The organism is Neobacillus sp. S1115 (assembly GCF_055385565.1).
In genome coordinates this window covers 2,150,024-2,171,819 of record NZ_AP038275.1, presented here as the reverse complement: position 1 = coordinate 2,171,819, position 21,796 = coordinate 2,150,024, and the positions used below count along the sequence as shown (strand labels likewise).

At 42.7% G+C, this 21,796-nt stretch carries 20 protein-coding genes; 3 read left to right on the top strand and 17 right to left on the bottom strand.

Features of this window, described 5'->3' with window-relative positions; genetic code table 11:
* Positions 1 to 26: 26 nt before the first annotated feature.
* The 7 genes from ACZ5B7_RS10680 to yneA all read right to left on the bottom strand — a co-directional run bounded on the left by ACZ5B7_RS10680 (position 27) and on the right by yneA (position 5,073).
* Positions 27 to 227, bottom strand: coding sequence for a cold-shock protein (locus ACZ5B7_RS10680; RefSeq protein WP_213116216.1), 201 nt, complete (start codon positions 225 to 227; stop codon positions 27 to 29).
* A gap of 424 nt (positions 228 to 651) precedes the next feature.
* A complete protein-coding gene (locus ACZ5B7_RS10675; RefSeq protein WP_213116217.1) occupies positions 652 to 864 on the bottom strand; it encodes a YneF family protein in 213 nt (70 codons plus the stop codon).
* Positions 865 to 943: 79 nt separating this feature from the next.
* The gene (sirA, locus tag ACZ5B7_RS10670) at positions 944 to 1,384 is read right to left on the bottom strand and encodes a sporulation inhibitor of replication protein SirA (protein WP_464493686.1); all 441 of its coding nucleotides are present in this window, start codon (positions 1,382 to 1,384) and stop codon (positions 944 to 946) included.
* A gap of 205 nt (positions 1,385 to 1,589) precedes the next feature.
* On the bottom strand, positions 1,590 to 3,596 hold the full coding sequence (tkt, locus tag ACZ5B7_RS10665) for a transketolase (RefSeq protein WP_464493685.1): 2,007 nt from the start codon (positions 3,594 to 3,596) through the stop codon (positions 1,590 to 1,592).
* Positions 3,597 to 3,774: 178 nt separating this feature from the next.
* Entirely contained in the window at positions 3,775 to 4,005 is a 231-nt protein-coding gene (locus ACZ5B7_RS10660) for a DUF896 domain-containing protein (RefSeq protein WP_213140665.1), read from the bottom strand.
* An 82-nt stretch (positions 4,006 to 4,087) separates the two neighbouring features.
* On the bottom strand, positions 4,088 to 4,735 hold the full coding sequence (locus ACZ5B7_RS10655; protein ID WP_464493684.1) for a YneB family resolvase-like protein: 648 nt from the start codon (positions 4,733 to 4,735) through the stop codon (positions 4,088 to 4,090).
* A 14-nt stretch (positions 4,736 to 4,749) separates the two neighbouring features.
* The gene (gene yneA / locus ACZ5B7_RS10650) at positions 4,750 to 5,073 is read right to left on the bottom strand and encodes a cell division suppressor protein YneA (protein WP_464493683.1); all 324 of its coding nucleotides are present in this window, start codon (positions 5,071 to 5,073) and stop codon (positions 4,750 to 4,752) included.
* A 159-nt stretch (positions 5,074 to 5,232) separates the two neighbouring features.
* Between yneA and lexA the strand changes: the two genes are divergently transcribed.
* The gene (gene lexA / locus ACZ5B7_RS10645) at positions 5,233 to 5,856 is read left to right on the top strand and encodes a transcriptional repressor LexA (protein ID WP_423801798.1); all 624 of its coding nucleotides are present in this window, start codon (positions 5,233 to 5,235) and stop codon (positions 5,854 to 5,856) included.
* Positions 5,857 to 6,054: 198 nt separating this feature from the next.
* On the opposite strand, the gene glnA is transcribed toward lexA, so the two are convergent.
* The 4 genes from glnA to hflX form a co-directional block, all read right to left on the bottom strand.
* Positions 6,055 to 7,389 (bottom strand): type I glutamate--ammonia ligase, encoded by a 1,335-nt coding sequence (gene glnA, locus ACZ5B7_RS10640; RefSeq protein ID WP_464493682.1) that lies wholly within the window; start codon positions 7,387 to 7,389, stop codon positions 6,055 to 6,057.
* Between the two features lie 27 nt (positions 7,390 to 7,416).
* A complete protein-coding gene (locus tag ACZ5B7_RS10635) occupies positions 7,417 to 7,791 on the bottom strand; it encodes a MerR family transcriptional regulator (RefSeq protein WP_213141293.1) in 375 nt (124 codons plus the stop codon).
* An 802-nt stretch (positions 7,792 to 8,593) separates the two neighbouring features.
* Positions 8,594 to 9,865: a methionine gamma-lyase family protein gene (locus ACZ5B7_RS10630; RefSeq protein ID WP_464493681.1), complete on the bottom strand. Its 1,272-nt coding sequence runs from the start codon at positions 9,863 to 9,865 to the stop codon at positions 8,594 to 8,596.
* Positions 9,866 to 9,879: 14 nt separating this feature from the next.
* A complete protein-coding gene (gene hflX, locus ACZ5B7_RS10625; RefSeq protein WP_464493680.1) occupies positions 9,880 to 11,136 on the bottom strand; it encodes a GTPase HflX in 1,257 nt (418 codons plus the stop codon).
* 161 nt (positions 11,137 to 11,297) lie between these two features.
* On the opposite strand from hflX, the gene ACZ5B7_RS10620 reads away from it, so the two are divergent.
* Positions 11,298 to 11,906, top strand: coding sequence for a trimeric intracellular cation channel family protein (locus ACZ5B7_RS10620; RefSeq protein WP_213140672.1), 609 nt, complete (start codon positions 11,298 to 11,300; stop codon positions 11,904 to 11,906).
* A 139-nt stretch (positions 11,907 to 12,045) separates the two neighbouring features.
* Here ACZ5B7_RS10620 and spoVK read toward each other — a convergent pair whose 3' ends face one another.
* The 3 genes from spoVK to miaA form a co-directional block, all read right to left on the bottom strand.
* Complete coding sequence (gene spoVK / locus ACZ5B7_RS10615; RefSeq protein ID WP_213141294.1) at positions 12,046 to 12,996, bottom strand: stage V sporulation protein K; 951 nt, start codon at positions 12,994 to 12,996, stop codon at positions 12,046 to 12,048.
* A 204-nt stretch (positions 12,997 to 13,200) separates the two neighbouring features.
* Positions 13,201 to 13,431, bottom strand: a complete 231-nt coding sequence (hfq, locus tag ACZ5B7_RS10610) for an RNA chaperone Hfq (RefSeq protein ID WP_213116235.1) — start codon at positions 13,429 to 13,431, stop codon at positions 13,201 to 13,203.
* 27 nt (positions 13,432 to 13,458) lie between these two features.
* Positions 13,459 to 14,415 carry a tRNA (adenosine(37)-N6)-dimethylallyltransferase MiaA gene (gene miaA / locus ACZ5B7_RS10605; protein WP_464494469.1) on the bottom strand — a complete coding sequence of 319 codons (957 nt, stop codon included), beginning with the start codon at positions 14,413 to 14,415 and terminating at the stop codon, positions 13,459 to 13,461.
* 316 nt (positions 14,416 to 14,731) lie between these two features.
* Between miaA and mreBH the strand changes: the two genes are divergently transcribed.
* On the top strand, positions 14,732 to 15,739 hold the full coding sequence (gene mreBH / locus ACZ5B7_RS10600) for a rod-share determining protein MreBH (RefSeq protein WP_213140674.1): 1,008 nt from the start codon (positions 14,732 to 14,734) through the stop codon (positions 15,737 to 15,739).
* A gap of 244 nt (positions 15,740 to 15,983) precedes the next feature.
* On the opposite strand, the gene ACZ5B7_RS10595 is transcribed toward mreBH, so the two are convergent.
* From ACZ5B7_RS10595 to mutS, 3 genes are all read right to left on the bottom strand, one after another.
* Positions 15,984 to 16,337 carry a hypothetical protein gene (locus tag ACZ5B7_RS10595; RefSeq protein WP_464493679.1) on the bottom strand — a complete coding sequence of 118 codons (354 nt, stop codon included), beginning with the start codon at positions 16,335 to 16,337 and terminating at the stop codon, positions 15,984 to 15,986.
* A gap of 867 nt (positions 16,338 to 17,204) precedes the next feature.
* A complete protein-coding gene (gene mutL / locus ACZ5B7_RS10590) occupies positions 17,205 to 19,130 on the bottom strand; it encodes a DNA mismatch repair endonuclease MutL (protein ID WP_464493678.1) in 1,926 nt (641 codons plus the stop codon).
* 21 nt (positions 19,131 to 19,151) lie between these two features.
* Positions 19,152 to 21,794 (bottom strand): DNA mismatch repair protein MutS, encoded by a 2,643-nt coding sequence (mutS, locus tag ACZ5B7_RS10585; RefSeq protein ID WP_464493677.1) that lies wholly within the window; start codon positions 21,792 to 21,794, stop codon positions 19,152 to 19,154.
* Positions 21,795 to 21,796: the final 2 nt, after the last annotated feature.

Genomic DNA, 21,796 nt, shown 5'->3' with positions numbered 1-21,796 from the left:
CAGAGCCTGTTTTGTTTTTGGTTTAATTAAGCTTTACGAACGTTAGCTGCTTGAGGTCCGCGTTGTCCTTGCTCAACATCGAAAGTTACTGCTTGACCTTCTTCTAAAGTTTTGAAACCTTCGCCTTGGATAGCTGAGAAATGAACGAATACATCGTCTCCACCTTCGCGCTCGATGAATCCGAAACCTTTTTCGCTGTTAAACCATTTTACTTTACCGTTTTCCATTTTTGTTGCCTCCTGAAATGTGTAAACACACAATGTAATACTATCCTTGCTCTCAGTGATCATCAAGACGAAAAGTTTTCCTTATACTATCCTTTACACCGAACAAAAATAATTCTTTACTAGTGTAACACGCTTCGATAACAAAAGCAAGCATCTAAAAAGTAAAATAATAAGCCAGTTTGTAAAAAACCCCATTTAAATATTAAGAACCTTCTAAACTTGTTCCGAAGACTTTAATTACATCCTCTAATAACAAAAAAACCACCTTCCTTTGGTTAAGCTTCCAAATAGAAAAGTGGTTTTGTGTTGAAATATTGAAGGATTAAGCATTTTTAAAAGAATTTGTGATGAAGGATTAAGTCGTTAACTTATCCTATTCTTAAAAATGCTCTCAACCATCTGACAACCCTGATATATCAACGTGTTATTTGCCAGTTTGCTTATTCATGGCTTGCATCATTTGGTTGATCTTCTTTTGTGAAGGCTTCATACCCATTTGCATCATCATGGTTTTAAGCATTTGCTCATTGATTGGCGGATTTTTCTTTAAATAGCTCATCATATAACGGCGAGCAATGAAAAATCCTAGTGCTACACCAGCGACAAGTGCCAGTATACCAACTAGAACGTACATCATATAATAATTTCCTCCTTCATGTTGTCTACCATACAACAGTGTACTAAATAAAACGAAATTAGACAATATTCGATTTTAATTAGACATATTTTCTTTCTTTAATTGGCTTTAACCAGCCAAACTGCTCATGTTCTAGGTCAATTGCCAAAAAGGAGGATTCACACTTTCTCAGCACTTCAAAAAACGCTGTCTCCGCTTCATAGCTTCCATGTGCCTCCAGCGAGATTAAATCCTGGTAGACTTCCAATTTTGCCCTACTTATTTTTCCACTAAGATCGATCGTATATGCACCATGGTCTGCTTTAAAGCCTTTTATTTTTCCAAGCTGTCTTTGAATCAGCTGGTGGATTTTTAATACTTCTATTTTCTTTGTTATATAGGCAATTTGTTTTTTTGTAATAAATTGAAGCTCGCCCCGTGCGTGCTGATGTTCTTGGAAAAGTTGAAAAAACAACCGTTCTCGTCCGAAGTAATGGGTGGCAAATTCATCTTCTATTAAATAAAGCTGATATTTCCTCATTCCAACCTCTCCTCCGCTGACAATCCTTTTATCTATTATAAAGAATCGCTCAGGAAACATTTGTCTTATCGCGGCAAAAACTTTCACTAATTTTGTCGATTTGCAATTTGAGTGCTATATCAGTTATTTATTTCGATAGAAGCTGACGGATTTCCTACATATTAAAAAGAGAGAGCGAAATTTCCGCTCTCCCTCGTCATTTTGATTATTTTTGTAAAAGTGCTTTCACACGAGCAACGACGTTTGGCACACTAAATCCGAACTCTTCCATGATTTTTTCACCTGGCGCAGATGCTCCAAAATGATCGATGGCTAATACTTCACCTTCATCACCAGCATATTTGTGCCAGCCGAAAGATGCTCCGACTTCCAGAGCAAGACGCTTCTTCACGCTCTTTGGAAGGACAGACTCTTTGTATTCTTGAGATTGCTGTTCGAAGCGATCCCATGATGGCATGCTTACAACAGAAACCTGGATTCCTTCTCCAGCAAGTGCTTTCTGTGCTTCCACTGCAAGGCTTACTTCGGATCCAGCTGCTAGCAATAGGGCATCTGGAGTATTATTTCCTGCTGTGGAAACAACATATGCTCCTTTAGAAACTCCATCATATGCGTTTTTATCTGTGTCTTTTAATGTTGGTAAGTCCTGACGAGTTAATACTAGAGCTGTCGGCTTGTTTGTTGATTCAACTGCAAGCTTCCACGCTGCTGCTGTTTCATTGGCATCAGCAGGACGGATGAGTGATAGACCTGGCATTGCGCGTAATGCAGCAAGCTGCTCGATTGGTTCGTGAGTTGGTCCATCTTCCCCAACGGCGATACTGTCGTGTGTAAATACATAGGTAACTGGAAGACCCATTAATGCGGCAAGGCGAATTGCCGGACGAAGATAATCAGAGAATACAAAGAATGTTCCTCCAAAAACTTTAACCCCGCCATGCAGAGCAATACCATTCATAGCAGCGCCCATTGCAAATTCACGAACACCGAACCAGATGTTGCGGCCTTCATATGCGCCTGGCATGAAGTCTGTTGTCCCTTTAAGCATTGTTTTGTTAGAACCAGCAAGGTCAGCAGAACCGCCAATTAAAATCGGCAGGTTCTTAGCAATGCCGTTTAGCGCTTCACCTGAAGAAGCACGAGTTGCAAGCCCCTTACCTTCGCTGTATACCGGAACATCCTTATCCCAGCCTTCAGGAAGTTCATGATTTAGCGCTTGTTCAAGTTGGCTTGCCAACTCTGGAAATTCGTTTTTATACTGAGCGAACATGTCGTTCCACTCTTTTTCTTTTTTCTCACCATTTTCAACGATTAGCTTTTGGAAGTTGTCGTAAACTTCTTGTGGAACATGGAAGTCTTCCTCGAAAGTCCACTTATAAGCTTCTTTGGTAAGCTTTAACTCATTTGCACCCAGTGGTGAGCCATGAACACCAGATGTGCCGGCACGGTTAGGTGAACCGTAACCGATCACTGTTCTTACTTCAATCATGGTTGGTCTGTCTAAATCATTTCTTGCTTCTTCAAGTGCTTTAGCGATTTCTTCGAAATTGTTGCCATCTTCAACACGAAGATATTGCCATCCGTAAGATTGGAAGCGGTCCTTCACACTTTCAGAGAAAGATTTATTCAAGTCTCCGTCCAAGGAAATATCATTTGAATCATATAATACGACTAAACGGCCTAACTTTAAGTGGCCGGCAAGTGATGCAGCCTCAGCAGATACGCCTTCCATTAAGTCGCCGTCTCCACAAACGCTGTATGTAAAATGATTCACAAGTTCATATTTGTCTTTGTTATAAACGCTAGCAACATGACGTTCTGCCATAGCCATTCCCACTGCCATTGCAATACCTTGACCAAGCGGACCAGTCGTTGCTTCTACACCCTCAGTATGGCCATATTCAGGATGTCCTGGAGTTTTGCTACCCCATTGACGGAATTGCTTTAAATCATCCATGGATAAATTATAGCCGGATAAATGAAGCATGCTGTATAGCAATGCAGAGCCATGACCTGCAGACAATACGAAGCGGTCACGGTTGAACCAATGTGGATTTTTTGGGTTGTGGTTCATAAATCTTGTCCATAATGTATAGGTCATTGGAGCTGCACCCATCGGCATTCCAGGGTGTCCAGAGTTTGCTTTCTCGATAGCATCAATTGAAAGCGTACGAATCGTGGTGACAGATAAATCATCAATTGTGTTAAACATCTTTTTACAACCTTCCTTCTTCGGAAAATACAAACAACTTTAATATTATAGTGCTGCGGATTTTTATTCAACAAATTACTACGCATTTTGTAGCAAAATTCACTTTATTATTTATTTTGACACATGTAAGCGCAGTATATGTAAAAAGGAATACAAATAAATTGTATTCCCAGATGCATTAATGAAGATTATTTTTTTTCCTGATTTTTATTTTCTCAGGTGTAACGTCATTCCCAAGTGGATCAATTATTTTTGTATTTGTCAGGGTATCCAGCATTTGCGACCGAAAAGCAGCTAAATATTCACTTCTAAGTGATGACTGCTCTTTTGCTTCCTTTTCTGTTAAACCCGTCGCTTTCTTTTTCCTTGCCAATTCATTGATTCTGGCCATTTTTTCCTTGGATAGCATTCAAGTACATTCCTTTCCAAAAAACTGCTAACATTAAGACAAGATTGTACTAGAAAAGAATCCACCTGGCAAGGATGAAGGTTTATTCCTCCTGCTCTTCAATGATTTCCTGGTATCTTCTATGTACAGTGGCTTTCGAAATGTTATAACCAAAGCCTCTTAATGTTGCGGCAATTTCTGAAAAGGTCAGGCCATTCTTTCTCAACCTGACTATTTCTTGAACTGGAACTTCAATTTTATCCCGGCCCGAATGCTCGCCTAGATTCTTTAAATTTTTTTCCGGCTTGTAGCCTTGTTCAACTGCCCGCTTCATGCCGCGTTTTATTTTTACATTATGAAGCTTGCGCTGGTACTCTTCCACCATGCTGACGATTTTTAGAACCATTGAATCCGATTCGGAAAGTTGCAATTCACCATTATGCGAAATGCTGTATAGTTTAATTCCTTCTTTTAAAATGCAATGCAGGATGGCGATCTTGGCATTCCCTCGGCCGAGCCTTGTTTCATCCTGGATCAGGACAGCTTGGACTTGTTTATCTTTAATGCGCTCTAAAAGTTGCAGGATACCATCTCTGTCGAAATCATAGCCGCTCGCCTGCTCTTTAATAATTGAATCGATATGGAATTGGTAACGGTTTGCTAGTTGGACAAGTTCGTCTTCCTGGCGTCTCAATGATGTTTCCTGCGTTTCCTTATTCGTACTTACTCGGCAATAGATGATTGCGTTCATTTTTTAGGTCCTTCCTATTTCTCTAATGCACTTGCTAATTCCCTTTCTGGGGGAGTTTCATTACTAACCGGAATTAAAATTTCTTCACCTGGAAAAATCTCATCACCAACATTCCGATTATGTTTTTTCACCCAGTTGACGAATTCCTTGTTTGATAATGAATGCTCGCCTGCATACTTTTGGGAAATTTCCCATAGTGTGTCTCCGTCTGCTACAGTCACTTTTAAATATTTATCCTGATTTTTCGGGCTTTGCTGAAATGCTAATACAAATGCTAATGTGCAGCTTAATAATAGAAGAATAATAGCGTATGAGTATTGGTTCCATATTTTTTTCATTATAAAACACCCCTAATTAGAATGTATGTTCGTTTTATTTGATTTGATTATAACCCGAACGTTTGTTTGTTGTCAAGCTTTATTCGAACTTATGTTTGTATAAATTATGCGAACATGCTATAATAAAGACAACATTAACCAGGCGAGGTGTAATTTATCATGGTAAAAGTATCAAAGCGGCAGCAGGATATCCTTGATTTCATAAAAGGAGAAGTGAAAACAAAGGGATATCCGCCATCTGTTCGGGAAATTGGCGAAGCAGTCGGACTGGCATCGAGTTCTACTGTACATGGGCACTTAGCCAGATTAGAAAGCAAGGGTTTAATTAGACGAGATCCAACAAAACCAAGGGCTATCGAAATCCTGGAAGCGGATGAAGCTTCTCATATCCCTCGAAACCATGTTGTAAATGTCCCAGTTGTCGGTAAAGTTACTGCCGGACTGCCGATTACGGCCATTGAAAATGTTGAGGAATACTTTCCTCTTCCTGAAAGACTTGCTCCTTCTAGCGAGAATGTCTTTATGCTTGAAATCATGGGAGAAAGTATGATTGAAGCAGGGATTCTTGACGGGGATTACGTTATTGTCAAGCAGCAGCCGTCTGCTAACAACGGGGATATCGTTGTTGCGATGACCGAAGAAGACGAGGCTACCTGTAAGAGATTCTTCAAGGAGAAAGACTACATCCGCCTGCAGCCGGAAAACTCTACGATGGACCCAATCATTTTAAACAATGTTACCATTTTGGGGAAAGTTATTGGGGTTTATCGACAGATTCATTAGTTGATAGAGTTCTGGAGTCCAATCTGTAATTTGATTGGGCTTTTTTTAATTGGATTACCTTTATAACAAAGGAGGGGGAATATTTTTCCATTGCCCTTATCTATTGAAGACAGGGTAAAATAAAGCCCCTATTTTTACCATGGCCATTAAAAAACAAAAACCCCCTTACTTCACATCGCAAGGGGGTTCTTTTTCATATTAATACATGCTCATATATTGTTCGCGTTCCCAAGGGTGAACGACGGTTCTAAACATATCCCATTCAATCTCTTTTGCTTCCACAAAGTGTTCAAAGATATGCTCGCCTAAGCCAGAAACAATAACTTCGTCTGATTTTAACATCTCAAGTGCTGCTGCTAATGTTGCAGGAAGGTCGATGATACCCTCTTCGATTCTTTCTTCCTTTGTCATCACATAGATGTTACGGTCAACTGGTGCTGGAGGAGTTAATTTATTTTTCACTCCATCAAGACCAGCTTTTAGAATAACAGCCATAGCTAGGTATGGGTTAGCCGCAGGGTCAACGCTGCGAACCTCGATACGTGTGCTCAAGCCGCGGGAAGCCGGAATACGGATAAGCGGTGAGCGGTTTTGTGCAGACCATGCTACATAACAAGGTGCCTCGTAACCTGGAACCAAACGCTTATAAGAGTTAACAGTTGGGTTGGTAACTGCTGTGAAATATGGTGCATGCTTTAGAACGCCTGCGATAAATTGACGTGCAGTATCGCTCATTTGCAGGTCGCCAGTTGGCTCAAAGAATGCATTTTTACCATTATTGAATAAGGAAACGTTACAGTGCATTCCTGAACCGTTCACGCCGAATAATGGCTTAGGCATGAAGGTTGCATGCAATCCGTGCTTGCGGGCAATTGTTTTTACAACTAGCTTGAAAGTTTGGATTTGGTCACATGCTGTAAGAGCATCTGCATATTTAAAGTCGATTTCGTGCTGGCCTGGAGCCACTTCGTGGTGGGAAGCTTCGATTTCAAAGCCCATTTCTTCAAGCTCAAGTACGATATCACGGCGACAGTTTTCGCCAAGGTCTGTAGGAGCTAAGTCAAAGTATCCACCTTGGTCGTTTAACTCTAATGTTGGCTCGCCTTTTTGGTCTAATTTAAATAAGAAGAATTCAGGCTCAGGTCCAAGGTTGAAATCAGTGAAGCCAAGCTCTTCCATTTCTTTTAATACACGCTTTAAGTTGCTGCGCGGGTCACCGGAGAATGGTGTTCCGTTAGAATTGTAAATATCACAGATTAGGCGGGCTACTTTTCCTTTTTCAGCAGTCCAAGGGAATACTACCCAAGTGTTTAAATCTGGAAATAGGTACATATCAGATTCTTCAATACGTACGAATCCTTCAATAGAGGAGCCGTCAAACATCATTTTGTTATCAAGCGCCTTTTCTAATTGACTGATTGGAATTTCCACGTTTTTGATGGTTCCAAGAATGTCAGTAAACTGAAGGCGGATAAATTTAACGTTTTCTTCTTTAGCCAAGCGTTGAATATCTTCTCTTGTGTACTTCGGCATTTGCAATTCCTCCAATTTTATTAAAAATTAATGAAAAAAGCGTGAAAGATCTCCTTGTCTCAATGACGAACGATTCAGTCTGTTTGAATGCATCAGTTCATTGCGAAGAAGTTTCCTCAGCTCATCATCGGTAACCTCGCGCTTTGCACTTTTCGCTTGCTGTTCAAGCAGCGACTCTTGCTGTTCTTTGACCAATAATAATTGCTTAATGCCAGCCATATTTATTCCCTGGTCAATTAAGTCTTTTATTTCCAACAGCCTGTCAATGTCATTTAGGCTGTAAAGTCGCCTGTTTCCCTCCGTACGTGCCGGAGATATCAATTGGTGTTCTTCATAGTAGCGAATTTGCCTGGCGGTAAGTTCGGTCAGCTGCATCACTGTACCGATGGGAAACAACGGCATTGATCGGCGAATTTCTTTTCCACTCACCAATTTTCTCCTCCCTTTTGCTAATATATATTTGTATTATATTTGGTGTTAGGAAATATGTCAATGATATGTAAGATAATCTAACATGGTTTTTTAATAGTTTCTTATAATTGTAATTTTTGACTGTAAACCCTGGCAAGAGGAGTGATGATTCATTGATAACGACCGAACCTCCTTGGATTTCTCTGGTAGAGGTGTTATGAAGCCGCTCATAACGACTGAATTGGGATTGCCCTCTTTGCTTCGGGCGTTATAAAGCCTCCATAACGACTGAATTAGTATTTTCCTCTTTGCGTCGGGCGTTATGAAGCCGCTCATAACGACTGAATTGATATTTTCCTCTTTGCTTCGGGTGTTATGAAGCGTTCATAACGACTGAATTAGTATTTTCCTCTTTGCTTCGGGCGTTATGAAGCGTTCATAACGACTGAATTGGTAATATCTTCTTTGATTCGGGTGTTATGAAGCCTCCTAATTCGCCACCCTGCCCAGGGATTAGGCTATATCCTACCAAACGGGTGATTTTTCAAGCATTCGGGGCTCATAGAAGTCCTATATGCTTCCCAACCAACCACTCCTTCAAGTGTTTGGGCTCATATAAGACCCATATGCTACCCAATCAACCTTTCTTTCGAGCGTTCGGGCTCATATAAGTCCTATATGCTACCCAACCAGCCATCCTTTTAAGCGTTCGGGCTCATATAAGTCCTATATGCTTCCCGACCAACCTTTCTTTCAAACGTTCGGGCTCATATAAGTCCTATACAATTTTCCCCTATTCCAAATCTAGTAACCCTTTCTCAACCAAATGATCCAAAGCTAAACATACAGCCATTTTCACGTGGGCATAAGTTAAGCCGCCTTGCACATAAGCGACATATGGCGGGCGGATCGGGCCGTCTGCAGTCAACTCGATGCTTGCACCCTGAATAAATGTACCTGCTGCCATTATGACATCATCCTCATAACCAGGCATGTAGCTCGGATGCGGTGTGACATAAGAATTCACCGGTGAGGCGAACTGGATGGCCTGGCAAAAGGCAACCATTTTATCCCGGTCATCAAACTGAACAGATTGGATCAGATCTGTGCGGCGCACATCCCAACGCGGAGAGGAATTCATCCCCAGCCGCTCTAGCATGGCAGCGGTAAAGACAGCACCTTTCAGAGCCTGCCCGACCACATGAGGTGCTAAGAAAAAGCCTTGATACATTTCCTGCAAACTATAAAGAGAAGCCCCGGCCTCAGCACCGATTCCCGGAGAAGTCATCCGATAAGAACAAGCTTCAACCCACTGTTTTTTCCCGACAATATAGCCGCCCGTTTTGGCAAGGCCGCCGCCTGGATTCTTAATCAAGGAGCCTGCCATTAAATCGGCTCCGACATGGCAAGGCTCCACCTCTTCTACAAATTCACCATAGCAGTTATCAACAAATACGACAACATCCTGCTTAATTTCCTTGACGAAACTAATCATTTCGCCAATCTCCGCTACCGTAAACGATGGTCGGACCGCGTAGCCTTTCGAACGCTGGATGCCAATCATTTTCGTATTTGGTTTGATTTTTCGAGCGATTCCTTCCCAATCAATCCCGCCTTCATCGGTCAATGCAACGCTGTCATAGGAAATTCCAAATTCCTTTAAGGAACCTACTCCATTCCCGCGGATTCCGACGATTTCCTCAAGGGTATCATACGGTTTTCCGGTAATGTACAATAGCTCATCACCGGGGCGAAGCACACCAAACAACGCAATCGATATGGCATGAGTGCCTGATATAATCTGTGGGCGAACCAGACCTGCCTCACCGCCGAAAACATCCGCATACACTAATTCCAACGTATCGCGACCGATGTCGTCGTAACCATAACCAGTAGAAGGAATAAAGTGAGAATCACTTACCCGGTGCTTTTGAAAGCTTTGTAAAACTCGGAACTGATTGGATTCAATGCGTTCCTCGATTCCTTTATGGACTTCAGCAATTTGTTTTTCGACTTCCTTTACAATCGGCTGAAGCTTTTCCCCATTTTTCAAGTGTTGAAACATGCTGTTAACTCCCTTTAATCATTGAATTTCTGTAATTGGCCTGTTATTTGATGATCCTTTAGGGAATACCCTTTGCAGCGGTAATCTTGAGTTTCTTCATCAAAGATAAGTTCCCTTAGAATCGTATCATTTTTTAATTGCGACAAGAGCTTCCCTTCTGTAGAAGGCACCATTACTTCATATGGTTCCATCATACCCACGACAAGCTGCTCGATTTTCACCTTTAACGTATGACGGTCTTCTTCATCATAAGCGCTGATGAACACAGTCGGCGTGTCGGCGGTCGGAACAAAATCAGGATGCTTGATATCCCGTTTATTATAAACGGTCAATTGCGGGATATCTTTGACATCCAAGTCTTCAAGAAGTTTATTAACCGTTTTTTCATGCTGAAAATAATCCGGGTTCGACATATCGACGACATGAAGCAGCAGGTCGGCTTCCTTTACCTCTTCAAGAGTTGAGCGGAAGGCTGCGATCAGCGCGGTCGGCAAGTCCTGGATGAATCCAACGGTGTCAGTAATTAAAGACAAGAAGCCGCTTGGCAAAATCAGCTTTCGCGTCATCGGGTCGAGCGTGGCGAACAACTGGTTTTCTTCATATGAATCCGCCTCGGAAAGCCGGTTAAAAAGCGTCGATTTCCCGGCATTCGTATAACCAACAATCGCAACCTGAAAGGCTTTATTTTTCTTCCTGCGTTCGCGGTAACGCTCGCGATGCTGCACGACCACCGAAAGCTGGCCTTTAATGTCATCGATACGGCGGCGGATGTGACGGCGGTCTGACTCCAGTTTCGTTTCCCCTGGACCTCTTGTTCCGATTCCCCCGCCAAGACGTGACAATGCCGTACCCTGTCCAGCCAAACGCGGCAGAATATATTGTAACTGGGCAAGCTCTACCTGAAGCTTACCTTCCTTAGAACGGGCTCTTTGTGCAAAAATATCTAAAATCAGCTGGGTCCGGTCAATGATGCGCGCCTCAATTGCGGAAGCCAAATTCCGTTTCTGACTTGGAGAAAGCTCATCATTAAAAATGACCAGGTCAGCCTCCAATTCGGCCACAAGCGCCGATAATTCTTCCACTTTTCCTTTACCTATGTACGTTGCTGGATGGAGACGGTCCCTCTTTTGGACAAGCGAAGCCAATACTTCTCCTTGCGCCGTTTCCGTTAAGGACCCTAACTCATCCATTGAATATTGAAACCTTAGGTCGTCATCATCGATTTGGCAGCCGACCAGAATGGCTTTTTCCTTTGTTTCTCTTTGTTCCAAACGGCATCCTTCCTTTCCGTTAAAGCTCTAATTTCCATCTTAACAAAAAACACTCCGATACTCTAATTTTCCCAATACTTTTTTATTGTAATTTTGGAGTATCGTGATAAAATTTTTATTGTTTATAAAAAGAAATATACATCAGAGAGAAGCGGAACGAAATGACATGGGAAGTATTAAGCATGATTGGCACGATCGCTTTTGCGGTCAGCGGCGCGATTGTGGCCATGGAAGAAAAATATGATATTTTAGGAGTTTATATTTTGGGGATTGTCACCGCTTTTGGCGGCGGGGCGATTCGCAATCTTTTAATAGGTGTACCGGTTTCAGCTATTTGGGAACAGGGGTTATTTTTTCAGGTTGCTATATTATCGATCACGGCCGTATTCTTATTTCCAACCAATCTTTTAAAACACTGGCAAAAGTGGGGAAATTTCACCGATGCCATCGGGCTGTCGGCATTTGCTATCCAGGGTGCCATTTACGCAGCAAATATGAATCACCCGCTAAGCGCAGTGATTGTTGCAGCCGTATTAACAGGAAGCGGCGGCGGTATTATCCGAGATTTATTGGCAAGAAGAAAGCCGATTGTGCTGCGTTCTGAGATCTATGCAGTCTGGGCGATTCTTGCTGGGCTCCTCATCGGGCTTAAAATAGCCACACAATCTTGGGAATTGTATACATTGTTCATTATCGTGACAGCGCTTCGTGTCCTATCCTACACATACGACTGGAAGCTGCCGACACACGGCTTACAGCGAATGAACTAAGAAAAGCGGAAGCACCTTGACCAGGCGCTCCTCCTAAAAGCTATCACTTTTAGTCGTGCGTAGCTTTTGCTCTCGAAGCATTACTTTTGCAGCTAGACAATAAAAAATCGACGGGGATAGCCCTCGTCGATTTTTTCATTTAACCATCCTCATCAAACACCAAGTCATTACTGCGAATCGTCATCAACTCATGCCGGTCATAACTGTTTTGCAATAACAGCCTCATCGCCTGGGCCCGAATCGATTTTTCAATGATGTTCCGGACGTATCTCCCGTTGGAAAAATGATTGGGGCTTAAGACAGACTTCACCCATATTAAATGATCCTTTATTTTCTTTTCTGCCTCATGGCTTAACGAATATTCCCTTTCCACCAGCATTTTCGCCCCGATTTGCATTAATTGTCCAATATTGTAATCCGGGAAATCGATTACTAATGGAAAACGGGAATGGAGCCCTGGATTTAACGATAGAAAATAATCCATTTCTCTTGAGTAGCCGGCTAAAATGAGGACAAACTCATGCTGTTTATCCTCCATATGCTTCACGAGAGTATCAATCGCTTCTTTGCCAAAATCCTTTTCGCCGCCGCGTCCTAAGGAATAAGCTTCATCAATAAACAATATCCCGCCATGAGCTTTCTTTACCAAGTCCCTCGTCTTTTGTGCTGTATGGCCGATATACTCCCCTACGAGGTCAGCCCGCTCCGCTTCGATTAAATGCCCCTTCGTTAGCACGTTCATTTTTTGAAAAAGCTTGCCAATCAGCCGTGCGACTGTGGTTTTCCCCGTTCCCGGATTACCTTTAAACATCATATGAAGAGCTTGCTTTTTTGCTTTGAGACCCATTTCTTCGCGCTTTTTATTGACATAAATCCATGCATAAATTTCCTTTATCGTTCGTTTCATTTCTTCCATGCCAACCAAAGCACCAAGTTCCTCTTCGATTTCCTTTAAGGCGGAATGCTCAGGGGGAATAACCTTTGGAGCAACTTGAAAATCAGTTAACGTTTTCGTTACTGTTTTTCTTTTTTGGGAGTTGAGAGAAACGCTTATTTGGCCATTGCTTTTCATACGAATCGGTTGATCCAAAGCCTTCACCTCTCCTAAACGCAACCAGGATACGTAAATTAGCTTGCAGGAATGTATGCCTTTCTTGTTTGTGGTGAGTTATTTCAAGAAAATCATAATCCTTCATTCTATTTGTATTCACCGTTCGGGAAATTCATTAAAAAAGTTTTCTTTTGGAAAAAAATAAAAAAAGAGCCCAAATTGTATGGGCCCACGGGTGAAGATTTATTGATTTTCCAAGTCCAACTGCACATTTCTTTGCGGTGCAAAGGTTGAAATGGCATGCTTATAAACCAATTGCTGTTTCCCCTCTGATTCAAACAAAACCGTAAAGTTATCGAAGCCCTTGATTTGGCCTCGTAATTGGAATCCGTTTAAAAGGAATACCGTTACGTTGGTATTGTCTTTTCTGCATTGGTTTAAAAATTGGTCCTGAATATTGATGGTTGTTTTCATTTTGTATATCCTCCTCTTTTATCTCTACTAATATGTATTCGATTTTACTTGAAGCTTTCCTTCAACATATTGTGAAATTTCCATGATTTTTTTTGCGAAATTGTTCACATTTGTCACATCAAACCATTCAACCTCCATCTTGTTGCGGAACCATGTCAGCTGCCGTTTGGCATAACGCCGCGAGTTTTGCTTTAGGTTCTCGGCAGCTTGCTCTAATGATATTTTACCATCAAGATAGTCATAAATCTCTTTATAACCAATCGCCTGAATAGATTGGCAGTCGCGCAAACCCTGTTCGTACAGTCCCTTTACTTCGTCCAATAGCCCTTCCTGCATCATTAAATCGACGCGGGCATTGATTCGCTCATAAAGTTTATCACGGTCCATCGTTAATCCGACCAGGGCGGTTTGGTATAGAAGGTCCGGCGCTTGAGATTTTTGAAATTCCTGTCTGGTTTTTCCTGTAAGATGGAAGATTTCTAGAGCACGAATCACCCTTCTGAGATTATTAGGATGAATCTCAGCGGCACTTTCCGGGTCAACCTCGGAGAGTTCCTTATAGAGAGCCTCATTCCCTTCTCTATTCGCCCGTTCCTCGAGCTGCCTGCGGAATTCTTCATCTCCAGAAGCATCGGAAAATTGATAATCATAGATGACAGATTGAACATAAAGCCCTGTCCCGCCAACAATGATGGGCAGTTTCCCTTTTTCGGCAATCTCCTTTATTTTAGCTCGAACAAGGGTTTGAAATTCAGCAACGGAAAAATTTTCATCCGGATCCTTTATATCAATTAAATGATGCGGAATCCCTTCCATTTCATCTTTCCTGATTTTCGCCGTTCCAATATCCATGCCGCGGTAAATTTGCATCGAATCCCCACTGATGATTTCGCCATTGAAACATTTAGCCATTTCAATGCTCAGCTTTGTTTTTCCCACAGCGGTTGGTCCGATGATCACTAATAATTTCTGATTTAATTCCAATCTTTTCACACTGCCTTATCCCTTTTTACAATCGACGCCTGAGAGGGGCGTTTCTCCTTTATCGTAACATAAATTTAAAAAGCAGTTGAACATCAAATAAGTATATACAATAATATCCTTTTCTATGCACTTTTTGAAGAGGAATTTATATTTCAATTGTAAGAATTACATTTCGTCTATTTACAAAAAGATAACGGTTATTTTACAAAGCGCTTTCCACCCCCAGATTCATGGTAGGCTAATACGTAGGATATTTTGTAAAAATTAATCGCATTTTGTCATTGGATGAAGAAAAATTAGAAATTAGGTGAATAGAATGTTATCTACTTTTGATATTGGAATTGATTTAGGTACTGCAAATACATTGGTTTATAGCAAAAATAAGGGGATTGCCGTAAACGAGCCTTCCGTTGTGGCGATCGATACCGTTTCGAAAAATATCGTCGCTGTCGGTACAGAAGCAAAAGAAATGATCGGGAAAACGCCTGAGAAAATCGTGGCAGTCCGCCCGTTAAAAGATGGTGTCATTGCTGACTTTGATGTCACAACAGAAATGCTTAAACAAATCATGAAAATGGCCTCTAAAAAGATTGGCTTTGCAATGCGAAAGCCAAATGTCGTGGTCTGCATTCCGTCTGGTTCGACAAGTGTTGAGAGAAGGGCAATTCAGGATGCCGTAAGGAACGCCGGGGCCAAGAAGATTACCTTGATTGAGGAACCAGTCGCTGCTGCAATTGGAGCAGGCATGCCAATCGACGAGCCGGTTGCCAATGTGGTTGTCGATATCGGCGGCGGCAACACAGAGGTTGCGATTATTTCCTTCGGAGGCGTGGTTGCTTTCCATTCCATTAAAATCGGCGGCGACCGTCTTGATGATGATATTATTCAGCATGTTCGTAAGGAATACAATGTGTTAATCGGTGAAAGAACGGCAGAAAATGTGAAAATGGAAATCGGTTTTGCGTTAATCGACCATGAGGAAAAGTTCATGGATGTCCGCGGCCGCGACCTGCTGACTGGTCTGCCAAAAACTATTAAACTTTCATCCTACGAAATTCGTAGTGCAATGAAGGAATCCCTCTTGCATATTTTAGAGGTCATCCGCGCAACACTTGAAGACAGCCCGGCCGAGTTGAGCGGAGATATCGTCGATCGTGGTGTAATTATCACGGGCGGCGGTGCGCTTATGAACGGGATGGAGGCATGGCTGAGCAGTGAAATTTTTGTACCTGTCCAGCTGGCACCTAGTCCGCTTGAGTCAGTCGCCATCGGCACCGGGAAGGCACTGCAATATATGAGTAAGATTCAGGTTGCGGTGAAATAGGGGTATTTTTGGATTGAAAAACGGGATCGCTGATATATTGCGAAATTCACTGATATAATCTTGAATTCGCTGATATATTTTAAAATTCGCTGATATAATCTGAAATTCGCTGATATGTTGGAAAAATTCGCTGATATATTTGATTCCTCAAACTAGAAGTTAGTTTTAAAATGGCAATTTTAGTTTTTTAACAAAAAAAGTCGCATTCTCTCCTAAATTCGAAGGAGAATGCGGCTTTTTTTATTTAAATATCACTCTGTTTTTTTCTCAAACTATTAAAATATAGAAAAATCGGAAGCGGAATAATGATGAATCCAAGACTTTTGATAATTTGGTTCTTGGCTTGCTCTCGTGTTTGGTTCTTTTGATCTTCGACGGCCTGTTCGTAGTTCGCGCGAAGTTCTTTCTCTGTCAATTTATCTCCATTTTCATTCGAAATCTTACCGCTTTCTTTCATCATTTTAAAATCTTCATAGCTTTGATAATAGCCCGGCGGACTAATCAAATCAGCGGCTGCCATAAAAATCGAGATCCCGCCTCCGATGACCATCATCAGGGTTGCAAATAACACCAAATACGTATAAAGATGGCGAATCACAGCCTCTCCCCCCTTGTCTTTGTATTTCACTACAGAAACAACAATAAAAATAAGCAAAACTGCAGGTAAAAATATACCTAATAGACTATAGGCAACCAAGGCATCACCCCCATTTTCTCAAATGGTCAATCCTTACAATATTATTATTTCACCAATGTTAAATCATTCCAATACGTTTCAAGGTAATTTTGTTGCAATTTTCGCAATCTTTTTGAGTTTACTGTTTCATTAGGAATCGGCAACTAGGGTTATTTTACCTATTTTCATTTTAGAGACGGTTCTCAGGCAAAATAACTGCTCTATTTTTACCGTTCACCCATCTAATAATCGCCCCCAGGCAATATAACAGACCTATTTTTACCATCAACCCCATCCACTACAGGCTCTCGGGCAATATAGCGCCACTATTTTTACCATTATCCCATCTGAAACTGGTCCACGGGCAAAATAACTCCTCTATTCTTACCAGCAACCCACCACATTTCGCCCCACAGGCAAAATAAGAACACTTTGTTAATCAACGAACCCCTAATTACCTATTTCAGACAAAATAAAAAGCCCAATTCGTTCGTGAATTGGACTTTCACTGCCCTCTTAAGCAGACATTCAAAATCTTAAAACATATAATGTAAAAATCAAAAAAGTTGGTGATAGCATGACCCATATCATAACGGGACCAAACTGGGCAATTTACTCAGGTGTCCACGCACCTATGGTTGGTCCCTGGAACCAACCCATCCACCAGAATCATCATTACATCCACGTTGGACATCACTACTATCATTTGATCCCAACGCTCTACGGATATCCACCGGCGTTTCCGTATCTAGGTCCATATGTCCCGTTTCGCAACTAAGCTAATTAAGTCTACATCACGCGTTTAAACATTTTCTCCATCTCGTACACAGAGTAATGTACGATAATTGGCCTGCCATGCGGGCAGGTGAACGGATCGGACGCCTTTCGCAGATCGTCGAGAAGCGCTTGGATTTCATCATCCCGCAAATGGCGGTTCGCTTTGATGGAGGCTTTACAGCTCATCATGATGGCCGCTTCCTCGCGGAGTTTTTTAATATCCACTTTTTTCATTAATAACAGCTGTTCAACCATTTCCTCAATGATTTCCTTCTCCTGCCCCTTTGGCAGCCATTGAGGGTGGGAGCGGACAATGAAACTATTGATACCGAACTCTTCAAGGAAAACACCGACCTTTTCAAGCTCATCCTTATGCTCGGTAATTTTAATATAATCATCTGTTGAATATTCAAAAGTCAACGGGACCAGCATCTCCTGCAGCTCCGGTGCAACCCGACCAACCTTTTCTCGGAAATACTCATACTTAAGCCGTTCTTGCGCAGCATGCTGATCGATGATATATAAGCCATTTTCATTTTGTGCAAAAATATACGTTCCGTGCATTTGCCCGATCGGATACATCCGTGGGACCCTGCTCTCTGTCTCTACAGATGGCTCCACTTCAGGGTAATCCTCGGGCTCGTGTTGAGGAATTTCCTCATCTTCAAATGAATCATATTCCCTTTCACTAGTCGGTTTAACTTTTTCCATTTCCCTAAAAAAAGGTATTCCAACTTCAGGTTGCGGGACGAATTCCTCTTTCCTATTCGAAAAGTCAGTTTCCCGCACGGGTTCTTCTTTAATTTTTGTAAAAAATGGCTCAGCAACAGCAGTCGGCCGCTCACCGCCAAAGCCAGAGGAAGAACGAGCAGGAGAGGTCCCCTCATCTAGCGCTAAAGCCGTTTGCTCCGTTTTAGGTTCCTCTCTTTTTGTATAGGCTGTAGGAATCAGCACCTTCGATTTAAATGCATTTTTTATAATAGAAGTTACCAGTTCGTTCATCTCTGCTTCTTTACTAAAGCGGACCTCCATTTTCGACGGGTGGACGTTCACATCGACGAGCAGCGGATCCATCTCGATATTGAGAAGGACGATTGGATACCGGCCAATCGGCAACAGCGTATGATACCCTTCGGTAATCGCCTTAGCCAGCGAATAATTTTTAATAAAACGGCCGTTAATCATTGTCGAGATATAGTTCCTTGAAGCTCTTGTCACCTCTGGCATGGAAGCAAATCCACTCACTTTATAATCTAACGAGGTACCCGAAATCGGCACCAGCTGTTTGGCAATGCTCATGCCGTAAATAGATGCAAGAACCTGGCGGACATCGCCGTTTCCGTTCGTTTGCAGCAGCTTCCGCTCATTGTGAATCAAGCGGAACGCCACCTCGGGATGAGAAAGGGCCAAGCGGTTTACGACATCGGTGATATTCCCTAGCTCTGTGTGAATCGTCTTCATGTATTTCAAGCGCGCAGGCGTGTTGAAAAACAAATCGGTGATGGTAATATCCGTTCCCCGTCTGCTTGATGCTTTTTCAAAAATTTCAACCTTGCCGCCCTCAATCACTACGCGATTCCCGGCACCTTCACCAGTTGAGGTTTTCAGCTCAAGTCTCGAAACAGAGGCGATACTCGGCAGGGCCTCACCACGGAAACCTAGTGTCCTAATCCGGAACAGGTCATTTTCATTTTTTATTTTTGACGTGGCATGGCGCTGAAAAGCCAGCAAAACGTCATCTTCTTCGATTCCATTACCATTATCGGTGATGCGGATTTTCGCAAGTCCCGCTTCTTCGACCTCAATTTCAACCACCGTACTGCCGGCATCAATGGCGTTTTCAACTAATTCTTTGACAACAGAGGCGGGGCGTTCGACTACTTCACCCGCCGCTATTTTATTAGACAGGGCATCATCTAGCTGGATAATCTTCCCCATGCATTCCGCCTCCTAAAAAAACTACTTTAATTTTTTCTGCAGTTCGAACAACACGTTAATCGCCTGGAGAGGTGTCACATCCAATAAATCCAGTTCCTTAATTTTATCAAGAACCTTCTTTTCTTTGGTAGAAAGCTCTGGTTTCTTCGTTTCCTTCGGTTCATCAAAGAACGAGAGCTGGGTGAGATGATCTGGAACCACTTGGTCAGCCGCTGCTGCTTTTGATTCTGGAACTACAGCGGGTGCAGCCTCGACCACTCGTTGTTCCTTCACTTCCGCAGGACCCCCTGGTTGCTGTTCAAAAGCAGTCAAAATCTCATTTGCCCTTGCAATTAATTCAGCCGGAAGCTCGGCCAGCTGAGCCACATGAATTCCGTAGCTCTTATCTGCTGGACCTTCCTTAATTTTGTGTAAAAAGACAACCTTGCCATGATGCTCAATCGCGCTGACATGGATATTTTTCAGTTTGGAAAGCTCTTCTTCCAATACCGTCAATTCGTGATAGTGCGTAGAAAATAGGGTTTTCGCCCCAATACGGTTGTGAATGTACTCGATTATGGCCTGGGCTAGTGCCATCCCGTCATAAGTGGATGTCCCGCGGCCGATTTCATCGAATAAAATCAAGCTGTTCTGCGTCGCATTGGCGATGGCATTCTTCGCTTCGAGCATTTCCACCATAAAGGTACTTTGTCCGGAAATCAAATCATCCGCTGCCCCGATGCGGGTAAAGACTTGGTCAAATATCGGCAGCACTGCTTCTGATGCCGGGACATAACAGCCAATTTGCGCTAAAATAGCGGTCAACGCAATTTGGCGCATGTACGTACTTTTACCGGACATATTTGGACCGGTAATCAACAGCACTTCACGGTCGCTGTCCATCAAACAGTCGTTCGGCACATATTCCTGAGTATTTAACACCTTTTCAACCACAGGGTGGCGGCCGTCCTTCACGACAACCCGGCGTTCTGATGAAAACTGCGGTTTGACATAACGGCGATCTTCGCTCACCTGGGCAAAGCATTGCAGCACATCCAGCCCACTCACGGTTTTCGCCAAAGCTTGCAGGCGCGGAATGTATTCCTTCACCGTTTCGCGTATTTCCGTAAACAACTCGTATTCAAGCTCGCCAATTTTCTCTTCCGCTTGTAAAATTAACGCTTCTTTTTCCTTTAATTCAGGTGTAATAAAGCGTTCCGCATTTGTTAAGGTCTGCTTCCGCTCATATCGGCCTTCCTCAAGGAGATGAAGGTTCGCTCTTGTTACTTCTATATAATAGCCAAACACACGGTTGTAACCGACCTTTAAGGATTTGATACCAGTTTTCTCGCGCTCCTCCCGCTCCAGCTGGGCAATCCACGTTTTGCCGTTGCGGCTGGCATCACGATACTGGTCAAGCTGGTCATTATAGCCGTCCTGGATGATATTTCCTTCTTTTAACGAAAGCGGCGGATTCTCGACAATCGCCTGCTCCAATAAATCGGTGACTTCTTCACACGGATCCAATTTTTCAGCGATTTCGTTCACTCTGGAATCCTGCATGTTAAGAAGAATTTCTTTTAAAAATGGTACCTGCAGGAGCGAATACTTTAATTGCACCAAATCACGGGCGTTTACATTACCAAAGGCAACACGTCCCGCCAAACGTTCCAAATCATAAACTTCCTTTAGTTTTTCACGAAGCTCCTGACGCTCAAAATAATGGTTCATGAGAACTTCCACCAATGTATGGCGATATTCTATTTGTTCACGGTCAATCAACGGCCGGTCAATCCAATGCTTTAATGTCCTGCCGCCCATCGCTGTCATCGTTTCATCCAACAGCCATAATAAGGAACCTTTCTTCCCTTTCGAGCGAATCGTCTCAGTTAATTCCAAGTTGCGCTTCGAATAGTAATCAATTTTCATAAATTGATGGATTTGATAGGTTGTGACGGGCTGAAGATGGTCAAGGCTTCTCTTTTGCGAGCGGTATAGATAGTGAAACAGCCTTGCTGCTGTCTGCTTCAGTTTATCCTGGTTCAAGTCCTCGAGCAGGTTGGCAAAATTCATCTCTATTGAACTATTATCCTCAAAAGAAATGGCCAGTACATCTCGTTCGCGCATCTTCTTCTGAAGTTCACCGTCAAAATTACTTGCAACCACGACTTCCTTCGCACCCAAAACAGCCAGCTCGTTCAGGACCTCGTCAAAATTGGTCAGTAGAGTTACTCGGCTTTCACCTGTGGAAATATCGTTATATGCTAGTCCGTATGTGGTATCGTCGAAAGCAGTAACTGAGGCAATATAGTTGTTCTCTTTATCTGTTAACCCTTTGCCGTCCATCACCGTACCCGGGGTGATTAGCTGGACCACTTCCCTGCGCACGACCCCTTTGGCCTGTTTCGGATCCTCGGTTTGTTCGCAAATCGCCACCTTGTAGCCCTTTGCAACTAATTGTTCAATATAATTGGCCGCTGAATGGTAAGGAACGCCGCACATCGGAATCCGTTCCTCTGTACCGCCTTCGCGGCTGGTTAAGGTTATCTCTAATTCCTGGGATGCATTAATGGCATCCTCGAAAAACATTTCATAAAAGTCGCCTAAACGAAAAAATAAAAAGGCATCCTTGTAATCTGCCTTAACTGCTAAATATTGCTGTATCATCGGCGTGTATGCTGTCATAA

What these genes read in the sequence shown, in the direction of transcription:
- mutL (WP_464493678.1), bottom strand. Translation starts at nt 19,130, where the DNA reads ATGGGGAAGATTATCCAGCTAGATGATGCCCTGTCTAATAAAATAGCG.
- mreBH (WP_213140674.1), top strand. Translation starts at nt 14,732, where the DNA reads ATGTTATCTACTTTTGATATTGGAATTGATTTAGGTACTGCAAATACA.
- ACZ5B7_RS10620 (WP_213140672.1), top strand. Translation starts at nt 11,298, where the DNA reads ATGACATGGGAAGTATTAAGCATGATTGGCACGATCGCTTTTGCGGTC.
- ACZ5B7_RS10630 (WP_464493681.1), bottom strand. Translation starts at nt 9,865, where the DNA reads ATGTTTCAACACTTGAAAAATGGGGAAAAGCTTCAGCCGATTGTAAAG.
- ACZ5B7_RS10655 (WP_464493684.1), bottom strand. Translation starts at nt 4,735, where the DNA reads ATGAACGCAATCATCTATTGCCGAGTAAGTACGAATAAGGAAACGCAG.
- ACZ5B7_RS10635 (WP_213141293.1), bottom strand. Translation starts at nt 7,791, where the DNA reads ATGCCGTTGTTTCCCATCGGTACAGTGATGCAGCTGACCGAACTTACC.
- ACZ5B7_RS10675 (WP_213116217.1), bottom strand. Translation starts at nt 864, where the DNA reads ATGATGTACGTTCTAGTTGGTATACTGGCACTTGTCGCTGGTGTAGCA.
- yneA (WP_464493683.1), bottom strand. Translation starts at nt 5,073, where the DNA reads ATGAAAAAAATATGGAACCAATACTCATACGCTATTATTCTTCTATTA.
- tkt (WP_464493685.1), bottom strand. Translation starts at nt 3,596, where the DNA reads ATGTTTAACACAATTGATGATTTATCTGTCACCACGATTCGTACGCTT.
- ACZ5B7_RS10660 (WP_213140665.1), bottom strand. Translation starts at nt 4,005, where the DNA reads ATGCTATCCAAGGAAAAAATGGCCAGAATCAATGAATTGGCAAGGAAA.
- lexA (WP_423801798.1), top strand. Translation starts at nt 5,233, where the DNA reads ATGGTAAAAGTATCAAAGCGGCAGCAGGATATCCTTGATTTCATAAAA.
- glnA (WP_464493682.1), bottom strand. Translation starts at nt 7,389, where the DNA reads ATGCCGAAGTACACAAGAGAAGATATTCAACGCTTGGCTAAAGAAGAA.
- sirA (WP_464493686.1), bottom strand. Translation starts at nt 1,384, where the DNA reads ATGAGGAAATATCAGCTTTATTTAATAGAAGATGAATTTGCCACCCAT.
- mutS (WP_464493677.1), bottom strand. Translation starts at nt 21,794, where the DNA reads ATGACAGCATACACGCCGATGATACAGCAATATTTAGCAGTTAAGGCA.
- ACZ5B7_RS10680 (WP_213116216.1), bottom strand. Translation starts at nt 227, where the DNA reads ATGGAAAACGGTAAAGTAAAATGGTTTAACAGCGAAAAAGGTTTCGGA.
- hfq (WP_213116235.1), bottom strand. Translation starts at nt 13,431, where the DNA reads ATGAAAACAACCATCAATATTCAGGACCAATTTTTAAACCAATGCAGA.